Source organism: Intestinimonas sp. MSJ-38, assembly GCF_018917925.1.
Classification (GTDB): Bacteria; Bacillota; Clostridia; order Oscillospirales; family Butyricicoccaceae; genus Pseudobutyricicoccus.
Genome location: NZ_JAHLPO010000031.1, coordinates 1 through 24282, shown reverse-complemented (window position 1 = coordinate 24282; position 24282 = coordinate 1). Strand labels below are relative to the sequence as shown.

Sequence of the window (24282 nt, the reverse complement as noted above, 5' to 3'; positions counted from 1 at the left end):
TAACTTTTCTTCTTTGCTTCGCATCGTGTATTTACCAGCCATATTGCCACCTCCATGTCTATAATAGCATAAAAATAATGGTAGGCACTTTTGTGTCTACCATTATTTTATCACTTCACTTTTTGCACAAAGGAAGGGCTGTTTTTTTCGTTTTAATATCCCAGGTCTTTCACGGTATCCTGGAGCAGCTCTTTTTGGGAAAGGGGGGCTGCACTTAGAAGAAGCGTGTTCTCAATGCGGGAATAAACATAGAAGATGTCTTCGTAGACAAAGGATTCCCGCTGTGTATGTTTGGAAGAAGAGGAGGAGCGGCTTTGGATCGTCCCTTCGGCTTCATCCCAATTGCTTTGCAGCAGGACAAAGGCAGAACGGGCCTGATCTTCTTCGGAAAAGGAAAAAAACTGCACATAGCAGCCATCCTTGCTGGTCTCCCAGGCTTCCTCTGTTCCTGTATATGTAAGGATCGGCTGGGACAGAAGATACCCTTCCTCTTCCATCTGCTGAGTAAATTCCTGAGGAAGCAGGGGTGTGGGGGAAAAGAAGGTGGAAAAAGCCCAGGTGTCCAGAGGCTTGGTGATCTGGGCGATCTGCCGTCCTTCCTGAAAGATGCTCACCACATAGATCTTTCCTATAGACCGGGGATGATAGCAGTCGTATTGTTCTTCCCCATAGCAAATGGTCAGCTGGGGAGGTGAATACGCCGTCGATCTGGGTATAGAAAGAACCCTGCTGCTGGCCGGTTTCGTCCAAGACCTGGTATTCCTCCACTTTGGCCGAGGTGCCCAGAAGGAATTTGTATTTGGTAAGGCTGCGAAGGACATTGTCCAGCAGCTGGTAGGAAGTGTGGTAAAGGGGTTGGCCCTGGGCGTCGGAAAAGGTGAGCCGGCGCATTTTTTCTGCCTCCAGGGGCAGGCGCAGGTCGGCCCAAGGGGTCTGGGCCTGAAAGAGGAGCTGCCCTTGTTCCTCCACCTGGAAGAGATTTTGGCCGCTTGACTTGGTTTGCCGGATGGTCACAAGCATGTGTCTTTTCCTGTCAATGGTATTTTTAAACAGTATAGCATAGGGATCAAAAGATTTCCATCATCGGATGCAATAAAATCCCTTTGGCCCATTGCAAATCAGAGCGCCAGCGAGTAAACTAAAGGCAGCGGGGTTTTTGCCCCCAAAACGCCGGACCGCGGGCCGGAGAAAGAGGAAAAAATATGCTGAAACTGCTGAAAAACTGCGATGTATACGCTCCCAAACACCTGGGGATGCGGGATATCCTGCTGGCCGGAGACAAGATCATGAAGGTGGCCGAAAAGATTGAAGGCTACGAGGGCCTGGACGGGGTGGAGGTCATGGATCTCCATGGCGCCATTGTCACCCCTGGCCTCATCGACATCCATGTCCATGTGACAGGCGGCGGCGGGGAACAGGGCTACCATAGCCGCACCCCGGAGCTCAACCTGAGCGAGCTGATCCGCAGCGGCGTCACCACTGTGCTGGGCCTGCTGGGTACCGACGGCACCTCCCGCAGCCTGGAAAACCTGTTGGGCAAGGTCACTGCGTTGGAGACCGAAGGCATCAGCACCTATATGCTCACCGGTTCCTATCAGTATCCCACCGTCACCCTCACCGGCAGTGTGCTGCGGGACATCATGCTCATCGACAAGATCATCGGTGCCAAGCTGGCCATGAGTGATCACCGCAGCTCCACCATCACCGATGACGAAATGACCCGCCTGGCCAGTGATGTGAATATGGGTGGTATGCTCAGCGGCAAGGCCGGGCTGCTCACCATCCACACCGGCGTGCGGGAGGGGATGTTGGACCCCATCTTCCGGGCGCTGGAAAAATCCGATGTGCCCATCGAAACCTTCCTGCCCACCCATGTGGGACGGAATTACAAGCTGCTGGACGAGGCCATCAAACTGTCCAAAATGGGAGGCAATTTTGACCTGACAGCCCATGGTTCCTTGAAGGAGGATGGAGAGAGCGCCGCTGATATGGTGGCCTACTGCATCAAAAAGGGTGTGGACCTGGATCACCTGTCCATGTCCTCCGACGGCAACGGCAGCCAGCCCCGTTTTGACGAAAACGGCCGGTGCATCGGCCTGACCTATGTGAGCCCGGCGGTGCTGCTGTATGAACTGCGCCGGGGCGTGCTGGAGCTGGATGTGCCCCTGGAGGAGATGCTGCGCATCTTCACTACTTCTCCTGCTTTGCGGCTGGGAAAAGAAGGAGTCAAGGGCTGTATCCAGGAAGGGGCCGACGCCGATCTGTTGGTGCTGGATAAGGAGCTGAACATTTCCTCGGTTATGGCCAAGGGCAAACTGGCGATGTGCGAGGGTAAGGTGCTGCTGAAGGGCACCTTTGAGGAATAAGAAGAAATCACGAAGGGCCTGTCGCAGTTTGCGGCAGGCCCTTTTGTTTTCCGTTCTTTCTCAGGAAGAGGAGAAAAATGGATGGACGGATGAGGAAAAGGATGGTATGCTAAACATAGGGTAAGTGAGCCATTTGGATGCACATTGAGTTAATTTTTTCAAAAGGCAGGAGGGATGGATATGAAGAAAAACATCGTGCAAAAGGCCGGATGGATCTTTGTGGGCAGCTTTGCCGGGCTTCACCTGCTGCAAGGCCTTGCGGAAATGGTCCGGCGGCAGATGGTCCTCAGCGGCTCGGCAGAAGGGGGAGGCATTGTGTACCGGACCCTAGAGCAGATCAGCACCTTTCTGCGTTATTTTCTGGCAGGGCCCAGCCTTGCGGCCGATCCGCTGACGCCTAAAATATGGCCCCGGGACATTGGTGGCGCCGCTCTCATCGGTTTGTTTGTGGTGGCTGTGACGGTATGGCTGCTGGCATATTACGGCTGGAAGCGGACCTATCTTTATTGGGGCACGGCCCTGACCCTTTCCATCGCTCTTTGCTTTGTCCTCGATCTGATTGCAGGACCGGGGATCTCCGATCCGGCTATTGGCAGCAAAAACCTGGCAGAAGTCCCCTTGCGGTGCGCCGGGTATGTGATTTTTTATCAGATCCCTGCCTGGCTTCTGTATGAAGGAAGCCGGTATCTCGCCCGGAACATCCAAAAAGAACGGGAAGGATAAAGGGAGGGATCATCATGAAAGGCAAAAAAAGAGCCATAGGCGGCTGGGTTTTTGCGTTTGTGTTTGTGGCAGTGCAGCTTTTGTACTGTGCACTGGATCTTGGGCAGAAAGTGAGTATGCGTACGCCGCCCTTTGACTATGTCGAAACGCCCATGGGGGAGCTGATCGACCAGGTGATCGCCTTTCTCCGCCACTTTCTGGCGGGCCCCAGCCTTGTGGCTTCTCCCTCGGAAACATTGGTACCCCGGGAGATCGGCGGCGCCTGTCTGATCGGTTTGTTTGTGGTGGCGGCAAGCGTATGGCTGCTCAGCCGGTATGGCTGGAAGCGGACCTGTCTCTATTGGGGTACGGCCCTGGCCCTCAGTCTGCTGCTGTGCGATATCATGGGGAATGTGGTGGCCAGCCGGTTTTCCTCTCTGGTGATCTTTTCGGGGGAGAGCATAGAGGTGGCCCGCCGCAGCGCCGGATATGTGCTACTGTATCAGATCCCCGCCTGGCTTTTGTATACCGGCCTGCGCAAGATTTTTCGGGATGCCGGGGAGCGGGAAAAAACAGAATAAGAAAAAAGCACCCCTTGGGGTGCTTTTTTCTTGCCTTCCGGGTTGGAAGAGGCGCTGAAAAATGGGAAAAAGGCGGGAGCGGCGGTTCCCAGGTTCCACAAAATGCCTCTCTCTGGCTTCCGCTGTTGGGCGAAACGATAAGAGGGGCAAAAAAACATCAAATAGGGATAAATTTTTTTACAAAAAGGTGTATATTCTTGCAAGTCGAAATCTGCTTTTTTCCAAAAGCTATTATATATTGGAAAGTTGAAAAAGTCTAGCAATTTTTTACCTATTTTCTAACCATTGCAAGCTTTTGAATCAAATGCCAAAAACTACACCTTTTCATCAAAATAAGGGCGATATGCGGAACATAGAGCAAGTGAGCCGCTTGAAGGCACATGGGTCGATTGTTCAAAAGGCAAGAGCCATGGGCGGCTGGATTGTTGCGTTTGTGAGCGTGCAACTTTTGTATGGTACATTGAAACTTTTGCGCTGCAATGGAACAAAAACCAAGAGGATATATTCCCGGAGAGTTCCGTTCTGTTTTCGTGACTGTGGAGGGGATAGCCATGAAAAACATTGCCAAAAAGAAGAGAAAAATAGGGGGAAACATGATGAAACGTCGTATCCTGAGCGGACTGCTCATACTGTCGCTGATTCTTTATTTTATTCCGGACTTTCTTCCGGGAACCGCATTCGCATTGGATCTGGACGAACTGAAGCTTCCGGAAAAATATTTCGATCGTTATTCAGATTCTCCAGAGGGGGTATTTATGTCAGTCGATGCACAAACTGCACGGGAATATCTGCAAATCATGGAAGAGCTCGAGCGCAAAGCCAGCGAAAGACTTGCCGAGTTCCACGAGGATTCCTATGTGATCCCGCCCTATTTCGTCGAACTGCGCGATTTAGATGGCAACGGATGTGCAGAGCTGCTGGTCGTTGACTTTATTGTTCCTGCCCTGTGGAAATCGCTCGACGGCGTGTCCGGAGGCTGGTGGACGGCCTATGTTGGTTTTGACATCTATTCTTCTGATGGGCCAGTCGGAGGATGGGGGGTAGATCTCTTTCATACGGAGTATATGGAGCCCCTCTATGTTATTGATGGGCCGTACATTGTCGCAACATCATCCAGCTACTATACCGACTATTCCGCTGGGATTTACAAAATGGAGCAGGGCCAGTTGAAAACGGTATTTGAAACTTTTTACTATGATGATGCTTTATATTCTTATTATAAGGACGACATTCAGTATAAATACACTGATTCCGAAGGAAGGGTCTATCAGGAGCAGCTCCCGAGTAGCAGCTCTTCGAATTATCAGGATTTTGACCATATGGAAAATATCCGGCAGAAGGCCGCATCGCTCGGAATCGATATTTCCGAGGATAATAGCTATTCCTATGATATTAATTCTGGCCGGGTATCGTATCCGCCGTTAGCGGAAAACAGTGCGGCTCTTATCAAAAACCATCTGGAGCGGATTATTGCCGTCGCCGAGCAGGAACAAGCCATCCTTCCTCCCACCGATCCCATCTGTCATGACATCACCGATGTCATTTCTCTTTGGGATTTTGCGTTTGAAGCCGGTGATTTTGATGTAACGCAGGGCGATCCTATTCCGACAAATTATATATTTGACTGGTTCAGGAAAGAGGATCGCCTGGTCGCTTCCAATCAGGATATGCAGGGGTGGGAAACATTCATCCGCTCTTTGACGCCGGAATGTCAGGATCTCATGCGAAGAACCTACAAATACAACGATACTGCATATAACCTTTTGGTTCATGAGATGGATTTTGATGCGCTCAAGGGATATGTCACAGGCCTGTTTGGCGCAGATTTTGACCTGACTTCCTATTTTCGGCAAGCACTTCCTTGGCAAGAAGTTCTTTGTTTTCAGACGGTTGAGGATGCCCAGGGGAAGTGGTACTGTGTAGACGGGGACATCTCCACATGTGTCCCCTGGGAAGAGCACCGGGTTCATACGATTGCAGATGTGGGAGATGGTTTTTATACTGCGTATATGAGTTCGATCTATGGGACTGAAGGTGAGCAGCTGCAGGATGAAGGCAGTTATTATATGCTCCTTCGCAAAGCGCCGGAAGATGCTCCTGTGCCGTATCAAATCGTAAAAATGGGGGAAGGACTGCCGAGCACCTCCGAAATCGCCCATGTCAAACAAAGGCTGCTCGAGCCAAATACACAGTATGATTACGATAAGGTTTCCGGCTTCACAACCCCTCAGGAGTATGTCGATTATCTGGAAGAACAGTTAAAAGGGCTTCAGGGCGAGCAGATCAACGAGAAGGGGCGGCAGGAAACCACAAATTATATCCAGTTTCTCTATGAAAATGCAGTATCCGTTTCCCTCTCTGCAAAAAGAAACCGTATTGCTATCACTGGTCAAAGCGTCGAGTCTGCTGTGACCGAGCTGTCCAAGGTACAGCGGCAGGTGGAAGAACTGCTTGAAAAGTATCATGTTACGCTGAATAAAGCCCCCCATCCTTCGATTGCATTATCGGTTTCTCCGCTCAACTGGAAAAAACGATTCGTGTGGAGCTTCGCACCGATCTGGGAGAGAAGCTTGGACAATATTCGATCTCGATTGCATTGGGCGATTCCCGGCATGCGCTGCGCCTGTCCTCCCAAGAGCTTAACGCATTGCTCGATACATACGGCACGCTGGAAATCCAGTTGAAGCAGACCGGCCAGCGCACATATAAGATCTCCTTCCTCGATTCTGAAAATGATACAATCGCAAAATTAAAAACCGCAGTTACCGTCATGCTGCCGGCCGAAAACGAACTGTCCACCGTTTTTATCAGCTATGCAAACGGTAACGATAACTGGGGTGGGCAATTTGACGCAGCCAACCGGGCAATCCGATTTGCAACGCCCTATTCCGGCCAGTATGAGGTTATCGAAAACGAGATTGCCATCTCTGACATTAGCGACCTGGATCCCAAAACCCAAAATGCAATCGCTTTTATGGTATCAAAGGGGTATTTCACATTACAGGACGGAATGTTTCATCCACAGGCTCCGCTCACCCGTTACGATTTCATGCAGGCGCTCGTGGGGATGTTTTTTGCCCTTGACCGAAATTTGAAGACCTCTTTTCCCGATGTGCCGAAAGAGAGTCCATATTATCCTTATGTTGCCTCGGCCGAGGCAAAAGGCATTGCCAAAGGGTTTTCCGACGGAACTTTTTCCGGCGAATTCAATATTACCCGTGAACAGGTCGCAGCACTGGCCGGGCGTACTCTCATCGACCAAAAGGATTATGTCTATCCGCCGGATAATGCTCCCTATCTGACATTTGAAGATGCTGCATCGATCAGTGATTGGGCCAAACAGGATGTTGCTCTGGCTGTTCAGACCGAATTGATTGACAAAACCGGCGTCTTTGAACCGCGGCGTGATATTACCCGCGCCGAAGCGGCCGACCTTTTGTACCGTCTGTTCATGATGCTCTATGAAACGGCACCCATCGCCTCAAAACATCATGCAGACGGCAAAGGACAGTCTATGCCTGATATTCGCATTCCTCTGGCCTGTGCAACGCTCGGCGCAGGCGGCATCGGTTTTTATATTTATAAACGCAAGAAGGGATAAGCGGACGGCGAAAACCACACACACTGAAAAAAGCACCCCGAGAGGTGCTTTTTTTGAGCGTGTCGAAAAAGCGGCTCTCGCCACTTTTTCGAGTTTTTGCAAGGGCTTGCTTGCTGCCGATATAAAAGCCCTCACCATTGACCAGCGGCAGCAGGATCACCCGGCCCCGGATCTTGGCCGGGGACAGTTGGGCAAAGAGCCGCCGCAGCGTCATGATCCCCACATATTCGCAGCCGTGGACACCTGCGGTCAACACCAAGGTTGGGCCGTCCGACACACCGCAGACCATCCATACCGGCAGACTCGGCTCTCCCTGCACAGGCAGTATTCCCGTGATTCGACCGGTTTCCAATTATTTCTTGTCAATTATCTGCATGGCGGTTCCTCCTGTGATCCATCGCTGTATCGGTGGCAGGCTACCCAATGCTCCGGCCCCACAGTGGTCATTTGCGGCATTCTGGTACGGCAAAGCTCGGTGCAATGGGGGCAGCGGGTGTGGAAGGGGCAGCCGGCAGGACGGTCAATGGGACTTGGCACCTCCCCGCAGAGAGGGACGATGGGTCTCTCGTGGTTGTCATGCAGAGAAAAGACAGACTCCAAAAGGGCTTTTGCATAGGGGTGAAGAGCGTCATTTGCAAGACAGCTGCTTGGGAGCGACTCCACCACTACGCCGAGATACATCACCATGATCCGGTGGGAAAGGGACTGGACCAAGGCCAGATCGTGGCAGACAAACAGGATGGCAAGCTCCCGCTGCCGCTGGAGCTCCACCAGCAGTTCTACCAACTGATCCTGGGTGGAGACATCCAGAGCAGAGGTGGCCTCATCACATAAAAGCACCTCGGGTTCCAGCGCCAGGGCCCGGGCAATGCCCAGCCGCTGGCGCTGGCCACCGCTCATGGAGTGGGGATACCGGTCCAGAAACTCCTGTGGGAGCTCCACCATTTCCAATAACTGCTTGGCTTTTTCCCGCAGCTCTCCTCTGGAGCAGGAGGAAAAGTTGCGCAGCGGCTCCGTCACGGCATCCCATACCCGCATGCGTGGGAAAAAGGCGGCGGCGGGGTCCTGAAAGACCATCTGGATATGCCTGCGGTGTCGGCGCAGGTTTTCGCCCTTCCAGCCGGTCACATCTTCTCCACGAAACAGCAATTGTCCCTCATCAGGCCGCTCCAGCTGGGACAATATCCGTAGCAGCGTGCTCTTGCCGCAGCCGCTTTCCCCCACGATCCCCAGCGTCTCACCGGGATAAAGGCGAAGATCGATCTGCTGGCAGGCGGTCAGAATCCGCCCATCTGGTCGCCGATAGCGGCGAGTAAGTCCCCGCCCCTCCAAAATGCATTCAGACATAGCGTTTCCCTCCCAGATCCGGAACTGCCTGAAGCAGCTGGCGGGTGTATGGCTCCTGACTTCGCAGAAGGCTCTCCCGGTCACCTTGTTCCACAGTGCTGCCGTTGCGCATAACCAGGATGCGACTGGCCATGTAGGCAGCCACCGCTAAGTTATGTGTCACCAGAAGAATGGCCGTACCATAGGTATCCCGCAGCTCCAGCATCTGCCGGACGATCTGCGCCTGGGTAGTCACATCCAATGCGCTGGTGGGCTCATCCGCCAACAGGAGCTTTGGCTGGAAGGTCATAGCCATGGCAATACCCACTCGCTGGCGTTGACCTCCGCTGAGCTGAAAGGGATAGGCTCCCAAAATACTCTCTGGATCGGAAAGCCCCATCCGTTCCAGCATTTCCTTGCTCAGCGCCCCCGCCTCTTTTTTGGACAGACTGCTGTGGGTACGGATATATTCACGGAATTGGGAGCCTATGGTGCGGATGGGATTGAGCATGGCGCCGGAATCCTGAAAGATCATGGAGAGTTTCTTCCCCCGCAGCGCTTTCCACTCCCGGGGTGAAAGTCCCTGCAGTTGCTGGCCTTCAAAAGAAATCGTTCCTTCGGTCACGGCTCCTCCCGGCGGCAGAAGCCCCAGAATAGAGCGGATGGCGGTGGTCTTGCCGCTGCCGCTCTCACCTACCAGGACTACGATCTCTCCCTCCTGCATGGAAAGAGAGAAATTCCGCAATGCCAGGCGCTCTCCATAAGCAACCGTCAGCCCATTGATCTCAAGCATTGCTGCTTTTCTCCGCCGCGGGTGCAATATCACTGGTGAGCCAATAGTAGTCGATGGTGGCGATCTCCGCGCCGGTGACCCGATCCGCCCAGCTGATCATCCGGCTATTATAATAGCCGTGGATGATGGTGGCCGCATCGTCGATGAGGATCTGCTGCATCCGGGTGATCAGTTCCAGTCTCCGTGCCTGATCGGTGGTCACCTCCAGCTCCTCAAAGCAGGCATCGTACTCCTCATTGTGGTAATATCCGTAGTTCTGAGAATTCCCGGAGTACCATCCACCCAGAAAATCCTGGGGATCTCCAGTTCCCACAGTGGTGGTGTTGGCGGTAACCAGGTCAAACTCTCCGGCGTTCTGGAGTGCGGTGATGGTGTCATAGTCGCTGACATTCAGCGTAACGCCGATGCCGATTTCCTCCAGCTGGAGGGCAATGGCCTGGGCAAAATCGTTGAGATTGCGGCTGGTGTAGGCCAGATAGACCAGATTGATATTCTCACCGTCCAGTTCCCGGATGCCATCCCCGTCGGTGTCCACGATCCCAGCCTCATCCAGGGTCTTCTTGGCCTTTTCTACATCATAGGGATAGGGATTGGTAAGCTGGTCGTAGTTGTAGGACAGAGAGGAAGGGAGTGCCGCAAAGCCCGGGGTGTACATACCTGCCACCGTTACATTGCACATGGTCTCATGGTCCAGCGCCATAAGAACCGCCTGCCGCAAAGCGTCGTTTGCCAGGGGGCCGTTGAAATTCATATAGGAGTTGCCAGTGCGAACACCTGCGGCAGTGGAAACATAAAAGCGCTTGTCCGCTTCCAGCTTTTCCAGATCGCTGGCGGTGGTGATATTTTCCACCAGATCCACGTCCCCACTCTGGAGCGCCATGGCCTTGGTAGAGCTGTCCTCGATGAAAAGAATAGAAACGGTATCGTAGGGAACTTCTCCATTCCAGTAGTGCTCATTGCGGGAGAGTTCGGCGCCCACACCGGCCTTCATACTGTCCAGCTTGTAAGGACCGGTGCTGACGATGCCCTGCTCCACCACCGACACATCGATCACCGAGAAATAGGGATAGGCCAGGATACCGGGCAGATTTCCAGTGGGGCGCTGGCAGATCACAGTGAGCGTGCCTGCCTCGTCATCGGCGGTCAGCTCCGGCTCAGGGAGATAGACCTCGGGATTGGAGTTGCCCGTGCCGCCCCGGTCGGCGTCGGTCTCGGCATACAGCCGCTCAAAGGCGGCCTGGACGGCGGAGGGAGTCACAGGGTTTCCGTTGGAGAACTGCACGCCCTCCCGGATGTGCAGGGTCCAGGTGGTATAGTCGTCGGAGACCTCGTAGGTATCACAGAGCCAGGGCTGGGCCACCACCTGATCGTCAAACCGGAACAGACACTCCAGGATGCCGTAGCGCATGCCGGCCCAGCTGGAATTGACTGTGGTAATGGGGTCCAGAGAGTCAGAGTAACTGTAACAACCGAAGTTCAGGTGAGTCTGCTCCGCCTGTTTCGCAGACGGAGTGTCGCCACAGCCGGTGAGTACACCGGAGAGCAGCATCGCTCCAACCAGAAGGGCGGCAACCTTTGTGGATACATGTTTCAAACGCTTCATCTTGTTTCCTCTTTTCTTTGATTTTGAATGGGGCTGCGCCTCATCCTCTCTGGGATCCAGGATATCCCGCAGGCTGTCCCCCAGTAGGTTGAAGATCACCACCGTCAGAAAGATAGCAAGTCCCGGAAATACCATCAGCCACGGTGCCGATTCCATATAGGCCCGTCCCTCATTGAGCATATATCCCCACTCGATGGAGGTGGATTGGGCGCCCAGGCCCAGGAAAGAGAAGCCGGCCAGCTCCAGCATCATACCTCCCACATCGGTGGCAGCGGTGATGACCAGTGTGGGAAGGGCTGACGGCACCATATAGCGCAGCAGGATGTCCCGCTCCCGGGTCCCGGAGATCCGAGCAGCCAGCACATAGTCCTGGTGTTTGACCTTCAGCACCAGGCTGCGGGCCAGGCGGGCATATTTCGTCCAGCTTACCGCCATAATGGCCAGGATGGCGCTGATGATACTGCCGCCCAGCATACCGGCCAGGGCAATGGCAAGAGCCATACCGGGAAAGGAGACCATCATGTCGGCAACGCGCATGATGACGGTTTCCACCATGCCGCCGACATAACCGGCCACGATGCCCAGGGTACCGCCCACAAACAGAATACTGAGCACCAGTACCATGGTGGATAAAATGGAGGTTCTGGTACCATAAATGACACGGGAGAACAGATCCCGCCCCATTTTGTCTGTCCCAAACCAGTGTTCTCCGCTGGGGGACTGTACCGCATCCGCCAGAACGGAGCTGTTGGGATCATGGGTGGCAATGACAGGGGCCAGTACCGCCACAAGAAGAATGGCCAGGGCCATCAAGCCAAACACCAAAAAACGCTTTTTCGCAGCGGTCATGTCTGCAGCTCCTTTCTCAGCCGGGGATCCAGCCGGTTATAAGAGAGATCCACCACCAGATTGACCGCCATATAGATCAGGGCAATCCACAGTACATAGCCCTGGATCAGCGGATAGTCTCTGGAGGTAATGGCGGAGATCGCCAGGCTGCCCAGTGCCGGATAGGAGAAGATCACTTCCGCCACGGCGGTACCGCCCAGCAGAGAGCCCAAAGACAGCCCCAGCATGGTGATGAGGGGCAAAACAGCGTTTGGAAGCACATGGCACCAGAGCACGCATCGTTCCGACAGCCCCCGGGCCCTGGCGCCTGCCACATAGTCCTGACGCAATTCCTCCAAAATAGCCGCCCGAACCTGTCGGGCGTATTTCCCCGCCATGGCAATGGCCAATGTCACGGCTGGCAGAATCAACCGCTGGAAGTTCATTTGGTTGGACACCACCGGAAGCCATCCCAGCTTCATGGCCACCACATAGAGCAGCAGCAATCCCACCCAGAAATTAGGCATGGAAATGCTGATAAATGTGGTACCCCGCAAAAGATAGTCCAGTATGCTGTTCTGTCGCAAAGCGGAGTATACGCCGATGGGTACGGCCACAAGAACCATGATCACCAGGGACAGCAGCGCCAGTTGAATGGTGGGCATGACCCGCTCCATCAAAAGGGTCGCTACCGCTTCGCCCTTTGAGTAGGATGTGCCGAAGTCTCCCCGGAGGCAGTTGGAGATCCAGTTGCCGTACTGGATGAAAAACGGATCGTTGAGTCCCAGTTCCTCTCTGGTCTGTTCCAGCACTTCCTCCGACGGGATACTGCCGCTGACAGCGTACATGGCCCGGACTGGATCGCCCGGCGACACATACATCAGCAGAAAACTTAAAAAGCTGACGCCCAGCAGCACCAGAAAAATATGGGCAAGCCGGTAGCTTATTTTTCGTTTCATCTGCATTCCTCACCTCGCAAAAGTAAATCAACGCTGCCGCAATCTGCCGCGCTTTTCCTGTAACCCCAGTTGAAACAGGGCGTTTGACCAGGAGCCGCAGACCTTTTGCAGGCGCATGCGGACCTCCGCCGGTACCTCTCTGCGGCCGGGAGGATGCCCAAGCTGCTGCGCCAGTTTCCGTACCAACGCCAAATCTGCTTGCGTCTGGGGATCCAGCTTCAAAAGCCGATAGTGGCAGTCGTATAGCTCCTGCCGGTGGGTTGCCCTCTGCTTGTCTTTTTCCCGCTGCAGCGGAGCATTCACAAAGGGGGTGATGCGCCGAACCGGTTCCAGATCGATCTGATAGAGTGCGTTCCGCCACGATCCAAAACGCCGGAGCAGGGATTCCCGCAGGCTTTGCTCCGCTTCACCGCGAAGGGGCGAGCGATTCAGCCTTTCCGCGAGGGTTCTCAATTCTTGGAGCATACGCAGCTCATCATCCTTTAGGTTTTCTTCTTTCTGCAGATGGACAGCCACTGCTTCCTCAACTCCGGCAGCAGCTAAAACCTCGCCCCAGGTACGATAGCGTTTTTTCAGTTTCCGGCATATCTCAGGCAGCTCCGACGGGTGTGGGATTCGGCCCAGCTGTTCCGCCATGCCTCGAATTTGATTGAGCATCTGCTGGTACTCCTCGTTCTTCTGAGACATCTGCTCTGAGGATGTTCCGCCCCGACCCGCCGACCGGCTCAATCCCGCTGCACGCAATGCCCTCGGCCAATTTTTGAAACGAGCTTTGAGATATGCACGCAGGATCCAATGCACCTCCCTCTGAGAGGGAGAATGTCCCAGACGCTGGGCACTTCCGCGCAGAAGTTCCAGCAACTCGTCATCAGAAAAAGATGCGTAGAGTTGCGCGCCTCGCTCGGTGTCCAGTGAGTACGGATCGTCCTCTTTCGCCTCCGCCTCTCCGGGGAGTTTGGGGCCTTCCACGATCATGTCGAACACCGCTTTTTTCTGCTCCAGCAGCTGATTTTTGTTGATTTCTTCCGCCATTTCTGTCCCTCACTGAAAAAACAGCTGCGGATCTCAGGATCCGCAGCCGTTTTTCTGCGTAACGAATGCCAAGTGCAGCGTCCCACACCTGGCCTGTCTCTTTTTGTAGGTCTTCTGACTTGCGCTTGGGGCAGGGTATTCCTGCCTTCGCCGGTCTGCTCTGCCTTCTCAGGGCACGTCCCCAATGGCGAACTTTCGTTGACGAGCAGCGGACATCACGCATACAGCGGCGGTTACCGTCCGGGATTCTCACCCGATTCCCTTGTTCAGCCGCCCGAATTTTCCTCTGCGGCCACAAAAAGTTATATTTTATTTTGGCATAAAAAAACGGTCTTTCCTCTTCGGAAAGACCGCATGGATACAAAACAGCCTACGACTCCCAAGAGGATGCTCCCTGATGTACGATCACTGCCGGCTGACGTCCCACGACGAACACGGCCTTTCGCGCCGGACTCTCACCGGCTTATGATAAAGAGCACCTGTGTCACACAAGTTTCTCATCGTATCTGCCTAATATTATTTACTTTACACTTTATTTATTATAAGGCAATATTTTGCTGATTGCAAGTATAATTATATCCCCGTGCGGCACAAAACCAACAAATTGACTTGTTTCGATTTCTATCATGCCCATGATATATATAATGGCCGAAAGCCATCTTGTTGTGGCTTGCGGCCATTCCCCCCATTTGAAACATTTGGGGCAGACACCCCAGGGCTTCTCTCAATCGGTCATTCTTGGGTTGATCTCAAGATGTCCTTGTGAGGAGTAGCCCTTGGGGTGCTTTTTTCTTATTTCAGGCCAAAGGCCAGTTTTACTTGCGCAGTTCCTTGACAGCTTTTTCGATCCGCTGGCAGGCGTCCTCCACAAAGGTGCGGGGGCAGGCCATGTTCAGCCGACGGAAGCAGGTGCCGGTCTGACCGAACCAGGAGCCCACATTGGCGGCGATGCCCACCTTTTCGGCAAACCATTTGCCCAGCTCTTCCTCGGTCATGCCCAGGCCGCGGCAATCCAGCCACATCAGATAGGTGGCTTCGTTCATGCGCACTTTCAGTTCGGGGCAGTGCTCGTGGATGAAGTCCACAAAGTACTGGCAGTTGCCCCGAAGCACATCGATCAGCTCATCCAGCCACTGCTCGCCTTCGTTGTAGGCGGCGATGGTGGCGGGGCCGGCGAAGACGTTGGCGCTGGCATGGGCCTTGGCCACCTGAGCCTGGAACTTCTTCCGCACTTCCTCGTTGGCAATCAGGATATTGGAGCCCTGGATGCCGGCCAGGTTGAAGGTCTTACTGGGGGCGGTGCAGATGATGCAGTTCATCTTGGCGTGCTCGGACACATTGCCGTAGACGATGTGCTCGCCGGAGAAGACCAGATCGTTGTGGATTTCGTCGGCGATGACGAAGATATTGTGCTTTTCGCAGAAAGCGTCCAGTTTTTCCAGTTCTTCTCTGGTCCACACACGGCCGCCGGGGTTGTGGGGGGAGCACAGCAGCATGGCCCGGGTCTTGGGGGTGACTGCTTTTTCCATGGCATCCCAGTCCATGGTGTAATAGCCGTCCTCGTCATGGAGGGGCACATCCAGCAGCACACGGCCTTCATCGGTGGCGGCGCCAAAGAAGGGGCCGTATACCGGAGAGCACATCAGCACTTCGTCGCCGGGCTCGGTGACGGAGTTGACTGCCATATGCAGAGCGGTGACGATGCCGGGAGTGAAGGTGATCCACTCCTTCTGGATCTCATAGTTGTGGCGGCGCTTCATCCAGCCGATGACGGCTTCATAATATTCATCGGTCAAAAAGTCATAGCCAAAGACCAGATTCTGCACTCTCTTCTGCAGAGCGGCCACAATGGGAGGGGCCACAGCGAAATCCATATCGGCGATCCACATGGGCAGCAGGTTTTCTGCCACGCCGCAGCCATAGAGGACATCGGCCTTATCCCACTTGATGCAGCCCTGATTTTTACGATGAGGAGCGTTCTTAAAATCGTACATTTCTATCCCTTCCTTGTCTTTTATAGAGATTTTGAATAGGTGTTTAGCATCTAAAGATAGAATATCATTCCACCATCAAAAGTCAATCTTTTTTTGCCTTTTCGTTTACAAACCGTCCACCCAGAAAGGGGAGAAAACATGGTATAATAATCAAGAAGCAGTTATTATATTGCATGAAACATGGTCAATATACCACATGGTATCACACAAATCGTATAAATCACAGAAAAGAAAAGGAGGGGGACTATGATCCCGCTTTTTACAGCCCAGGAAACCCGGCGTCTGGAGCAGATGACCTATGAACGGGGCATTTCCTATTTGCAGATGATGGAGAACGCAGGAAGAGCCTGCTGTGAGACCCTCCAGGCCCAGTGGGGTGTGGGGGATAAGCGGGTGTGCGTCATCTGCGGCAAAGGGGGTAATGGAGGCGACGGCTTTGTGCTGGCCCGCCATCTTCAGCTGCGGGGAGCTATGCCTTTTGTCCTTTTGCTTCAGGAACCCACCCATCCCGATGCCCAGGAGATGTATCGGAGATTGGGCAGCATCCCGGTGTACCGGCTGCCCATCGAGGAAACAGAGCTGGAAAAGCTTTTGATGGGCAGCGACATCATTGTGGATGCCGTTTACGGCATTGGGATGCGGGGGCAGCTGCCGCCTGCGGTGGCCCATATCTTTTCCCTGTGCGAGAAAAGTCAGGCCCAGAAGGCCGCCATCGATATCCCCAGCGGTGTGCGGGGAGACGACGGCAGCCAGGCCGAAGGGGCCTTCCAGACCCAGGTGACCATCGCCCTGGGATGCTATAAAATCGGCCACTTCTCCCAGCCAGGCAGTGAAAACTGCGGTAAAGTGGTGCTGCGCAGCTTTGGAGAAGAGGAAGAAGACCGGGAAAACTGTGCCACCCGGGCTTTTGCCGTGACGCCCCGGAGCTGTATTTCCCTGCTTCCGCCCCGGGACCCGGCGGGGAACAAGGGCACCTTTGGCACCGCCCTCAACATCGCCGGAAGCCGGGGTATGAGCGGCGCCGCCATTTTGTCCTCCAAGGGGGCGCTGCGCTGCGGCGTGGGACTTTTGCGCCTGGCCGTGCCCAAAAGCGTTCTGCCCATTGCCGCCGGAGCGATGGCCGAACCGGTGATGATGGGTCTGGAGGAGAGCCCGGAGGGCCAGAGCATCTGGAATGAAGATCTGGCCCAGTGGAGCCAGAAGGCTTCGGCCATTTTGGTGGGATGCGGTCTGGGCACCGGGCTGGAAGGCGGTCAGCTGATGCAGAATCTGCTGGCCTGCCGCAAAGCGCCGCTGATCGTGGACGCCGACGGTATCAATATTCTGGCAAAATGGCCTGAACTGTTGGGAAAAGCGGGAGAAAATTTGCTGTTTACCCCCCATCCGTTGGAGTTTTCCCGACTTACTGGAAAAAGCGTGGAGGAGATCCAGCAGAATCGGGCGGCGGTGGCCTTGGAGTTTGCCCAAAAGACCGGGGCCGTGCTGCTGCTCAAGGGCAGCCGTACTCTAGTGGCCTCTCCGGATGGCCGGCTGTATGTGAACCGGACGGGGAACACCGGCCTTTCCAAAGGGGGAAGCGGAGATGTGCTTGCGGGGATGATCCTGTCCTTTGCCGCCCAGGGCGTGCCGTTGTTTGAAAGTGCGGTGCTGGGGAGCTGTCTCCACGGAACCTGCGCCGATATGTTGGCCCTGGAGCGGTCGGTTTACGGCATCCTGCCTTCCGATATCCCGGAGAATCTTCCCTTTCTTTTGAAGCGGCTGGAAAAGCCCGAGGAGATGCCTTTGGGCTAGCAGAGGGAGCTACAAAGTCAAAAGAACAACGGGAACTTGCCCTTTTTGCTGAATATAGAGGAAAAGTCTGCGGATGTTGCGTCTGCTCTTGACAGCAGCAGGGGAGAGGGGGTAGGCTCTTTTTGCGGCTGTGCCGCAGAAAGAGAGGAAATACCCATGAAATTATCGGAAAAACAAGGCGGCGTACTGCTCATGCTGCTTTCGGCCCTGTTTTTTTCCGCCATGCAGGTGGCGGTCTCTTATTCCGGCAGCCGCATCCCGGTGATGGAACAGGTTTTTTGCCGCAACCTGATCAGTCTGGTGGTGGCCTTTGTGCTTATCCGGAAAAATAACCTGTCTCTTTTCGGAGATAAAAGCGTGCAGCCTTTGCTCTTCGGCCGGTCCTTCTTTGGCTTTGTGGGGGTCATCTCCCTGTTTTATGCCTCCAGCCATGCCCGCCAGGCCGATGTGAGTATTCTGAGCAAGATGTCCCCCTTCCTGGTCACACTGCTTGCCTGCGTGTTCCTCAAGGAGAAGCTGTCCAAGGTTCAGCTGCCTGCCCTTCTCCTGGCTTTTGCCGGTGTGGTCATCGTGGCCGGACCCACTTTCCATTCGGATTTCCTGCCCTTGTCCATGGCCTTTTTCTCTTCGGTTACATCGGGGATCGCCTATACCTTGCTCCGTTATTCCAAAGGTAAAACCGACGGCATGACGGTGATCATGCACTTTTCCACCTTTAGCGCTGTGTGCTCCATTCCCTTTACGCTGGGCAATTTCGTTGTGCCCAATGCCAAGGAGCTGATGGCTCTGGTGCTCATCGGCCTGTTTGGTTCGCTGGGTCAGATCGCCCTCACCTATGCCTATCGTCTGGCTCCCGCGGGAGAAGTGAGCATCTATAACTATTCCGGCATCTTGTTTTCCATGGTGCTGGGTTTCCTTTGCCTGGGAGAAACCATCCCGGCCACTTCTTTTATAGGAGGGGCCTTGGTTATTGCCGCGTCGCTATTGGTGTATGTCTATTCCCGCCGGCAGGAAAAGAAACAAGCATAACAGAAAACGAAAAGCCCCTCTGGATGTTCCAGAGGGGCTTGCGCGTGTCGAAAAAGTGGCTTGGGCCACTTTTTCGAGTTTTTGCAAGGGGCTGCATGCACGCCTTCGGCGCACACTGGCCCCTTGATAGGTGCAAAAAGCCACGCACAGGTCGCGGCTTTTTGTGGATTGATGAAGGGTAGGGCAAACGATCTTTTTCGTTATATAGGTTTCTCGACAGACTGAAGCCCCTCTGGATGTTCCAGAGGGGCTTTTTGCAAAAGCAAACATTTTGGGAAGGGGCCTGCGGCTTTGAAATAAGTGGATTGGAAGAAAGGATCGGTTTGATTATGAATTACAAAAAGATTTCCCGGGTTACAGTGGGTCTGTGTGCTTTGGGCGTATGTGCCGCAGCCAGTGTGTCGGCGGTGGGCCTGGTGCCGGAAGAAAGTAGCTGCTATACCATGAAAATGCAGGGCGATCAGGTGGTGTTTGAGCCTGTTTCCGGCGGTCAGACAGGGGAGAACCTGTATCTCATGGAAAAGACAGAGGAAGGCTTCCTGCTGCACATGGCGGGAAAATAAAGATTTCTTTGGCCCCCGGCTAGGTAGGGGGCCTTTTTTTGCCAAAATGTCCCCTACTCTTGCGGCATAGAGCAAAAAAAGGTATAATCAAAGCATCTTATTTTGTTCGGGAGGTGCCCCATGAGGAAGGACAACAAAAAGCTGCGGCGCATGGCCGCAGGTTCTTTGGCGGCCGTGATGCTGCTGGGCAGCGTTTCGGCAGCTGGTTTTACCGATACCGATGGCCATTGGGCCAAAAGCTATATTGCCAGTCTCAGTGCAAAAGGGATGATCCAGGGCTATGAAGACGGTTCTTTCCGTCCGGAGGGCCAGGTGACCTATCTGGAGACCCTGACCTTTGTCTCCCGCCTGTACAGCCTGGAGGGAGTGCCCACCGATACCATCGTGAAAAAGTGGCAGCCTGTGATCGAGAATGCCATGAAGGGCAGCGCCACCTGGTCTTATACCAACCTGGCTCTGTGCCTGGAAGCGGGGGTGCTGACCCAGGCCGAACTGCAGGAGCTGACGGCAGAAGGGCAGATCAATGGGGCCGCAAGCAGAGAGGATCTGGCGGTCTACCTCACCCGGGCCATGCAGCTGGCCCCGGTGGCCGCCACGCTGCGCACCTATTCCCTCACTTTCCCCGATGCGGCCAAGATCTCCAAGGACGCCATGGCCTCGGTGTACCTGCTCAATAAGATCGGTGTCATCGAAGGCATGGACGACGGCACCTTCCAGCCACAGGGCAAGGTGACAAGAGCTCAGGTGGCCACCATGCTCTCCCGGGCCATCAATTATATGGAGGCCAATGGCCTGGAGGCGGTATTCCCCAACTACACCACTTACACCTATGAGGGCGGCACCGTGATGGCCTGCACCCAGGAAAAAAATGGTCTGAAACTGACTATCCAGCTGCCTGGCGGGGAGAATCGCACCATTTCGGTGCCCTCCAGCGCGCTGCTCATCCAGGATGGGGCCAAAACCACCGGACAGAACATCATGGCCGGTGCCTTTGCCCGAGTCCGTTATACCGCAGCCGACAAAAAGACAGTGCAATCGGCATGGCTGCTTTCCAGCCCCAAAACCGCAGAGGGCACAGTGCAGCAGGTGGATGAAAACTACCTGGTCATCAAAGACAGCGCCGGAGTCAGCCGCACCTATCTGCTGGATCGTCTGACCCAGGTGTGGGCCGGGGGAAAAGCGGGCGACCGGAGCCTCATTGATTCGGAGGCCGGGTATACATACGCCGACTGCACCACTGATGGCACAGGACGCATTTTGTCCCTCCACCTCCAGGGCGGAGGATATAAAGAAGAGGGCATTTTGACTCAGACCAGCGATGGCCAGCTGCTGCTCACCGGTGTTTCCGGCGCTCTTTCCCGGTATAGTCTGCCCGCCAGTGCATCCATTCAGGTGAATGGCGTTTCGGGCGCTTTGACCAAGGATCTGGTGGGCCGGTGGGTCATTCTGCGCCTCTCCTATGAGAACGATCAGGTGACTTCCGTTTCGGTGGACGGCAAAACCCAATATGTGCGGGGCATTCTGGAAAGCACTGCATCCTATCAGGGCAGTCAGACCATCCGCATCACCGATGTGTCCACCGGTAAGAGTGTGGGCTACCGTCTTGTGGCCAACTGCCCGGTGACCTATGAAGGAAAGGAGACCACTCTTTCCAATCTGAACAAGGGCAGCTTGCTCACCCTGAAGATGGACGGCAGCGAAGTCGCCCAGATCCAGGGAGCTTCCGGCAGCTGGACGGTCACCGGCTCTATGGCCCAGCTCACCTTTGGCGACAATATCCTGCTGGAAGTGCAGCCGAAAAACGGCCCTTCCCAGCTGTTTTCCTTGAAAACCAAAAACCTTCCCGCCATTTATCGGGATGGGGAGAAAAGCTCCATTGACCGCCTGTCCAGCGCCGATACCCTGACGGTGGCCGTGGTAGGCGGCAAGGTGTCCCGCATCGATGCCAAAACCCAGAGCGTCACTGTGACGGGCACAGTGGACCGGGTGTCCTTTGAGTCCCAGGGCAATCTGCTTTATCTCCGGGCGGCCGACGGCACCGTGCAGAGTTATGTGCTTTCCGCCGGAGTTCAGGTGGTGCAGGGCAGCACCAATATCCAGCTCTCCGATGTGGTGGGTGGACAGGTGACCATGACGGTGGTCAATGGCCTGGTAACCCGGGTGGAACTGAACGATTCTGCCGCGGCCGCTGGAGAGCTTGCCGGCAAGGTGCTGTATGTCAACGCAGGCGACCGGGTGATCCTGCTGGAAAGCGACAACGGCCAGGGCCGGGTGTCGGTTTCGGTGCCCACTTCGGCCAAGGTCATGCGGGTCACCGGTACCACAGTCAGCCTGAACAGCCTGGAAGCAGGAGCCAGTCTCCAGATCTTCGGCAGCTACAAGGGCGAACAGTTTGAAGCCACCATGGTTTTGGTGAAATAACAAGGGTCTTCCAAAAAAGCGGGGAGAACTCCCTGCTTTTTGGCGGCAGGGCCTGGGAAAGCTTCAGGCCCGGATAAATGAACAGCTGTCCGGAAGGATGGCTGGAAAAAAGAAAGGGATGGATCGTAATGTTGGAAACAATCGCTACAAAGGCCGTGGAACAAAATGAAGCGGTGCTCACCGATCTGGCCAAGAAGATCTGGGATTGCCCGGAAACGGCTTTTAACGAAGTCAAGGCCTGTGAGTGGACAGCTCAGGTGCTGAGAGATGCAGGCTTCCAGGTGGAAGTGGGCTGCGCCAATCTGCCCACAGCCATTCGGGCCACTTGGGGAAAAGGCCATCCGGTCATCGGATTTTTGGGCGAATATGATGCTCTGCCTGGCCTGAGCCAGAAGGTGAGCACCGAAAAAGAGCCGGTCACTCCTGGCGCCGCTGGCCAGGGCTGCGGCCATAACCTGCTGGGCGTGGCCTGTGTGGGCGCCGCTCTGGGTATGAAAGCCGAGCTGGAAGCCACCGGCAAAGAGGGCACTGTGGTCTTTTATGGCTGCCCTGCGGAAGAAGTGCTCACCGGCAAGGCCTTTATGGCCAGAGAAGGGGCTTTCACCGATCTGGATGTGGCTTTCTCCTGGCACGGTTCCAGCAGCAACAACCTGTCTGTGGGCACCATGACCGGCCTCAACAGCGCCATTTTCCATTTCACCGGTGTCACCGCCCATGCCGGCGGCGATCCCCACAACGGCCGCTCCGCTCTGGATGCCTGCGAACTGATGAGCGTGGGCGCAAACTACCTGCGGGAGCATGTGACCAGCGATGTGCGTATCCACTATGTCTATAAAGAAGGGGGCACTGCTCCCAACATCGTTCCCGACAAGGCCAGCGTCTGGTACTATGTGCGTGCCATGAGCCGTCAGGCCATTGAGGACACCTATGCCCGCCTGGTGAAGGTGGCCGAAGGTGCCGCCCACATGACCGAGACCAAGCTGGATGTGGAGTTCCTGGGCGGTTGCTACAACACCCTCAATCCGGTGATGCTGACCAATCTGACCCATGATGTGATGGAGCAGATTGCCATGCCTCAGTGGACCGAGGAGGAGAAGGCCTTTGCCAAGACTCTCAACGAAAAGAGCCAGCAGTATGAAAAAGTGAAGGCCAGCGGCGTGCTGGAGAATGGTCCTCTGTGCACCTTTGTGGAGCCGGTGGAAAAGCGGTATGGCTATGGTTCCACCGATGTGGGCGATGTGCAGCACATCGTTCCCTGTGTCCAGGTGATGACTGCTACCTGCAACCTGGCCGCTCCCGGCCATAGCTGGCAGATCACTGCCTGCGCCGGTATGAGCATCGGCATGAAGGGCATGCTTTATGGCGCTAAGGTCATGGCCGCCACCGCCATGAAGCTGGTGGATGATCCCAAACTGGTGGAGCAGGCCAAGGAGGAATTCCAGCAGAGCATGAAGGGCCAGAGCTATAAGTGCCCCATTCCCAAGGAAGTTCCCATTCCCCAGCCCCAGAAATAACAGTCTGAGCCGCCCGGCGAAAACCGGGCGGCTCAGACTGTTGAAAAACCTATATAACGAAAAGGGTCGTCCGTCCTACCCCTATAAATTCGCAAAAAGCCGCGACCTGTGCGTGGCTTTTTGCACTTCTCAAGGGGCAAGTGTGCGCCAAAGGCGTGCATACAGCCCCTTGCAAAAACTCGAAAAAGTGGCCTAAGCCACTTTTTCGACACGCTCAGCCGCCCGGCGAAAACCGGGCGGCTGTTTTGCTGCCGGGAAAAAGGGGAGAGGAGAAAGAAAAAGTTGGCGCTTTTTCCCATTGCCAGAAAAAAGCGGGCCATGCTATAATGCTTGCGAAAAAGGAAAAGGGGGCAGAAAAAATGGATCTGGATACTGGAATCTTTGTGTTTGAAATTCTAGGAGTCATTGCCTTTGCTTTTTCCGGGGCTATTTTAGCCATTCGAAAATGTATGGATCTGTTGGGGGTCATCGTTCTGGCCGTGACCACCGCTGTGGGCGGGGGAATTATCCGGGATGTGATCCTGGGAATCAACCCTCCCATGGCCTTTACCAGCCCGGAACAGACTGCCATTGCTTGTTTGGTGTCGGTGGTCATTTTCTGCGCTGTGGCCTATTGCCAGAAGAAAGGCATCGACAGCCTGTTTCACAAGCTGGACCTGTATATGACCATTTTTGACGCTGTAGGGCTGGCCGCCTTTACGGTCACCGGGGTTTCGGTGGCCCATGGCAACAGCGACGGTTACAATCTCTTTCTTTATATCTTCGTGGGTACCCTCACCGGCGTGGGCGGCGGTGTGCTGCGGGATGTGATGGCCGGCGTGATGCCTTCCATCTTTGTGCGTCATGTGTATGCCCTGGCTTCTGTTCTGGGAGCGGCCGTGTGCAGTCTGCTGTGGCATGTGAACTCGGCCTTGGCCATGGTGCTGGGGGCCGGGGTGGTGGTGCTCATCCGGGCGCTGGCCATCCATTACCACTGGAAGCTGCCCCGCATTAAAAATCCGGACAAGGTCGGCATCAAATAAGTTGAAAAAGCAAAAGCGGAGAGGATGTGGCCCTCTCCGCTTGAGCGTGTCGAAAAAGTGGCTTAGGCCACTTTTTCGAGTTTTTGCAAGGGGCTGTATGCACGCCTTTGGCGCACACTTGCCCCTTGAGAAGTGCAAAAAGCCACGCACAGGTCGC

Annotated in this window: 20 protein-coding genes and 1 riboswitch; of the genes, 12 read left to right on the top strand and 8 right to left on the bottom strand. The window is 54.9% G+C overall.

Annotation, left to right across the window (positions count from 1 at the left end; all coding sequences use genetic code 11):
* Positions 1–152: 152 nt before the first annotated feature.
* Complete coding sequence (locus KQI26_RS13790; protein WP_216504854.1) at positions 153–617, bottom strand: hypothetical protein; 465 nt, start codon at positions 615–617, stop codon at positions 153–155.
* A 58-nt stretch (positions 618–675) separates the two neighbouring features.
* On the opposite strand from KQI26_RS13790, the gene KQI26_RS13785 reads away from it, so the two are divergent.
* From KQI26_RS13785 to KQI26_RS13760, 6 genes are all read left to right on the top strand, one after another.
* Positions 676–993: a hypothetical protein gene (locus KQI26_RS13785; RefSeq protein ID WP_216504853.1), complete on the top strand. Its 318-nt coding sequence runs from the start codon at positions 676–678 to the stop codon at positions 991–993.
* Positions 994–1202: 209 nt separating this feature from the next.
* A complete protein-coding gene (gene iadA / locus KQI26_RS13780) occupies positions 1203–2366 on the top strand; it encodes a beta-aspartyl-peptidase (RefSeq protein ID WP_253292871.1) in 1164 nt (387 codons plus the stop codon).
* Positions 2367–2546: 180 nt separating this feature from the next.
* The gene (locus tag KQI26_RS13775; RefSeq protein ID WP_216504852.1) at positions 2547–3089 is read left to right on the top strand and encodes a hypothetical protein; all 543 of its coding nucleotides are present in this window, start codon (positions 2547–2549) and stop codon (positions 3087–3089) included.
* 14 nt (positions 3090–3103) lie between these two features.
* Complete coding sequence (locus tag KQI26_RS13770) at positions 3104–3649, top strand: hypothetical protein (protein WP_216504851.1); 546 nt, start codon at positions 3104–3106, stop codon at positions 3647–3649.
* A 551-nt stretch (positions 3650–4200) separates the two neighbouring features.
* Positions 4201–6333, top strand: a complete 2133-nt coding sequence (locus KQI26_RS13765) for a hypothetical protein (RefSeq protein ID WP_216504850.1) — start codon at positions 4201–4203, stop codon at positions 6331–6333.
* Positions 6297–7250: an S-layer homology domain-containing protein gene (locus KQI26_RS13760; protein WP_216504849.1), complete on the top strand. Its 954-nt coding sequence runs from the start codon at positions 6297–6299 to the stop codon at positions 7248–7250. The genes KQI26_RS13765 and KQI26_RS13760 overlap by 37 nt, the downstream gene beginning before the upstream one ends.
* On the opposite strand, the gene KQI26_RS13755 is transcribed toward KQI26_RS13760, so the two are convergent.
* The 7 genes from KQI26_RS13755 to KQI26_RS13720 form a co-directional block, all read right to left on the bottom strand.
* Complete coding sequence (locus KQI26_RS13755) at positions 7162–7539, bottom strand: succinylglutamate desuccinylase/aspartoacylase family protein (RefSeq protein WP_216504848.1); 378 nt, start codon at positions 7537–7539, stop codon at positions 7162–7164. The genes KQI26_RS13760 and KQI26_RS13755 overlap by 89 nt on opposite strands.
* 77 nt (positions 7540–7616) lie before the next feature.
* Positions 7617–8597, bottom strand: coding sequence for an ABC transporter ATP-binding protein (locus KQI26_RS13750; RefSeq protein ID WP_216504847.1), 981 nt, complete (start codon positions 8595–8597; stop codon positions 7617–7619).
* On the bottom strand, positions 8590–9369 hold the full coding sequence (locus KQI26_RS13745; RefSeq protein WP_216504846.1) for an ABC transporter ATP-binding protein: 780 nt from the start codon (positions 9367–9369) through the stop codon (positions 8590–8592). Before KQI26_RS13745 ends, KQI26_RS13750 begins: the two co-directional genes overlap by 8 nt.
* Positions 9362–11821, bottom strand: coding sequence for a nickel transporter permease (gene nikC / locus KQI26_RS13740; protein ID WP_253292869.1), 2460 nt, complete (start codon positions 11819–11821; stop codon positions 9362–9364). The genes KQI26_RS13745 and nikC overlap by 8 nt, the downstream gene beginning before the upstream one ends.
* Positions 11818–12759 carry a nickel ABC transporter permease gene (nikB, locus tag KQI26_RS13730; protein ID WP_216504845.1) on the bottom strand — a complete coding sequence of 314 codons (942 nt, stop codon included), beginning with the start codon at positions 12757–12759 and terminating at the stop codon, positions 11818–11820. Before nikB ends, nikC begins: the two co-directional genes overlap by 4 nt.
* Before the next feature lie 27 nt (positions 12760–12786).
* On the bottom strand, positions 12787–13791 hold the full coding sequence (locus tag KQI26_RS13725) for a homing endonuclease associated repeat-containing protein (protein WP_216504844.1): 1005 nt from the start codon (positions 13789–13791) through the stop codon (positions 12787–12789).
* Positions 13792–13877: 86 nt separating this feature from the next.
* Positions 13878–14106, bottom strand: a riboswitch (cobalamin riboswitch).
* Between the two features lie 500 nt (positions 14107–14606).
* On the bottom strand, positions 14607–15785 hold the full coding sequence (locus tag KQI26_RS13720; RefSeq protein WP_216504843.1) for a MalY/PatB family protein: 1179 nt from the start codon (positions 15783–15785) through the stop codon (positions 14607–14609).
* 246 nt (positions 15786–16031) lie between these two features.
* Here KQI26_RS13720 and KQI26_RS13715 point away from each other — a divergent pair, with 246 nt between their 5' ends.
* The 6 genes from KQI26_RS13715 (at position 16032) to KQI26_RS13690 (ending at position 24125) form a co-directional block, all read left to right on the top strand.
* On the top strand, positions 16032–17576 hold the full coding sequence (locus KQI26_RS13715; RefSeq protein ID WP_216504842.1) for an NAD(P)H-hydrate dehydratase: 1545 nt from the start codon (positions 16032–16034) through the stop codon (positions 17574–17576).
* A 156-nt stretch (positions 17577–17732) separates the two neighbouring features.
* The gene (locus tag KQI26_RS13710; RefSeq protein WP_118748385.1) at positions 17733–18605 is read left to right on the top strand and encodes a DMT family transporter; all 873 of its coding nucleotides are present in this window, start codon (positions 17733–17735) and stop codon (positions 18603–18605) included.
* A 329-nt stretch (positions 18606–18934) separates the two neighbouring features.
* Positions 18935–19168, top strand: a complete 234-nt coding sequence (locus KQI26_RS13705; RefSeq protein WP_216504841.1) for a hypothetical protein — start codon at positions 18935–18937, stop codon at positions 19166–19168.
* A gap of 120 nt (positions 19169–19288) precedes the next feature.
* Positions 19289–21589: an S-layer homology domain-containing protein gene (locus tag KQI26_RS13700; protein WP_216504840.1), complete on the top strand. Its 2301-nt coding sequence runs from the start codon at positions 19289–19291 to the stop codon at positions 21587–21589.
* A 128-nt stretch (positions 21590–21717) separates the two neighbouring features.
* Positions 21718–23103 (top strand): amidohydrolase, encoded by a 1386-nt coding sequence (locus KQI26_RS13695; protein WP_216504839.1) that lies wholly within the window; start codon positions 21718–21720, stop codon positions 23101–23103.
* Positions 23104–23462: 359 nt separating this feature from the next.
* Positions 23463–24125 (top strand): trimeric intracellular cation channel family protein, encoded by a 663-nt coding sequence (locus KQI26_RS13690; RefSeq protein ID WP_216504838.1) that lies wholly within the window; start codon positions 23463–23465, stop codon positions 24123–24125.
* The last annotated feature ends 157 nt before the right edge of the window (positions 24126–24282 follow it).

What these genes read in the sequence shown, in the direction of transcription:
- KQI26_RS13705 (WP_216504841.1), top strand. Translation starts at nt 18,935, where the DNA reads ATGAATTACAAAAAGATTTCCCGGGTTACAGTGGGTCTGTGTGCTTTG.
- iadA (WP_253292871.1), top strand. Translation starts at nt 1,203, where the DNA reads ATGCTGAAACTGCTGAAAAACTGCGATGTATACGCTCCCAAACACCTG.
- KQI26_RS13725 (WP_216504844.1), bottom strand. Translation starts at nt 13,791, where the DNA reads ATGGCGGAAGAAATCAACAAAAATCAGCTGCTGGAGCAGAAAAAAGCG.
- KQI26_RS13710 (WP_118748385.1), top strand. Translation starts at nt 17,733, where the DNA reads ATGAAATTATCGGAAAAACAAGGCGGCGTACTGCTCATGCTGCTTTCG.
- KQI26_RS13700 (WP_216504840.1), top strand. Translation starts at nt 19,289, where the DNA reads ATGAGGAAGGACAACAAAAAGCTGCGGCGCATGGCCGCAGGTTCTTTG.
- KQI26_RS13765 (WP_216504850.1), top strand. Translation starts at nt 4,201, where the DNA reads ATGAAAAACATTGCCAAAAAGAAGAGAAAAATAGGGGGAAACATGATG.
- KQI26_RS13770 (WP_216504851.1), top strand. Translation starts at nt 3,104, where the DNA reads ATGAAAGGCAAAAAAAGAGCCATAGGCGGCTGGGTTTTTGCGTTTGTG.
- KQI26_RS13720 (WP_216504843.1), bottom strand. Translation starts at nt 15,785, where the DNA reads ATGTACGATTTTAAGAACGCTCCTCATCGTAAAAATCAGGGCTGCATC.
- KQI26_RS13750 (WP_216504847.1), bottom strand. Translation starts at nt 8,597, where the DNA reads ATGTCTGAATGCATTTTGGAGGGGCGGGGACTTACTCGCCGCTATCGG.
- KQI26_RS13755 (WP_216504848.1), bottom strand. Translation starts at nt 7,539, where the DNA reads ATGGTCTGCGGTGTGTCGGACGGCCCAACCTTGGTGTTGACCGCAGGT.
- KQI26_RS13715 (WP_216504842.1), top strand. Translation starts at nt 16,032, where the DNA reads ATGATCCCGCTTTTTACAGCCCAGGAAACCCGGCGTCTGGAGCAGATG.
- KQI26_RS13695 (WP_216504839.1), top strand. Translation starts at nt 21,718, where the DNA reads ATGTTGGAAACAATCGCTACAAAGGCCGTGGAACAAAATGAAGCGGTG.
- KQI26_RS13775 (WP_216504852.1), top strand. Translation starts at nt 2,547, where the DNA reads ATGAAGAAAAACATCGTGCAAAAGGCCGGATGGATCTTTGTGGGCAGC.
- nikB (WP_216504845.1), bottom strand. Translation starts at nt 12,759, where the DNA reads ATGAAACGAAAAATAAGCTACCGGCTTGCCCATATTTTTCTGGTGCTG.
- KQI26_RS13690 (WP_216504838.1), top strand. Translation starts at nt 23,463, where the DNA reads ATGGATCTGGATACTGGAATCTTTGTGTTTGAAATTCTAGGAGTCATT.
- nikC (WP_253292869.1), bottom strand. Translation starts at nt 11,821, where the DNA reads ATGACCGCTGCGAAAAAGCGTTTTTTGGTGTTTGGCTTGATGGCCCTG.
- KQI26_RS13785 (WP_216504853.1), top strand. Translation starts at nt 676, where the DNA reads ATGGTCAGCTGGGGAGGTGAATACGCCGTCGATCTGGGTATAGAAAGA.
- KQI26_RS13745 (WP_216504846.1), bottom strand. Translation starts at nt 9,369, where the DNA reads ATGCTTGAGATCAATGGGCTGACGGTTGCTTATGGAGAGCGCCTGGCA.